Origin of the sequence: Undibacterium sp. Di26W, from assembly GCF_049340265.1 — a bacterium.
In the GTDB taxonomy this organism is placed as follows: domain Bacteria; phylum Pseudomonadota; class Gammaproteobacteria; order Burkholderiales; family Burkholderiaceae_D; genus Undibacterium.
This window is the reverse complement of record NZ_JBMPOR010000079.1, coordinates 1-428: the sequence shown is the minus strand read 5'-3', so window position 1 is coordinate 428 and position 428 is coordinate 1. Positions and strand designations below refer to the sequence as shown.

The 428-nt window shown below is 69.4% G+C and carries 1 protein-coding gene; it reads left to right on the top strand.

Annotated elements, in window-relative coordinates:
* Positions 1-180: 180 nt before the first annotated feature.
* A partial coding sequence (locus ACO0LM_RS28720; RefSeq protein ID WP_423042366.1) for a hypothetical protein occupies positions 181-428 on the top strand: 248 nt, incomplete at its 3' end.

Here is a 428-nt window from a genome sequence, read left to right as displayed (position 1 = left end):
CAGATCTCTTCCTTGAGTGTCGTGCGCATCTTGCCGAAGGCCGCCACCGCGGGACCGCTGCCCGAGCGGCATGTGCCCGCGCTGCGCAGGGGCACACCAATGGGGCGGCACGGCGTGCGCCAACCGCACCGCGACCTGCATGCCAGTGCCGGTGGACCGTCCACGCGCGGGAATGGGCACTTGAGCGCGGTGCGCGCCTTGTCGATGCAGGTCGTGTCGGTGCGTACGTCGCCTGCGCGCCATTCGATTGCGACGCCAGCGACCGTTGTTCCGACCAGGGACGACAAGCGGCAACAGCGGCGCGAGAGCCGCACGCGCGTTGCCGCCGCAACCGATTGGGCACGCCGCAGTGCGTATCTTTTTGCCGCAGTGGGATGCCGGATGCTGCGCCGCAGCCCATTGGAACAGCGCGCGCTGGCCTCTGCTCA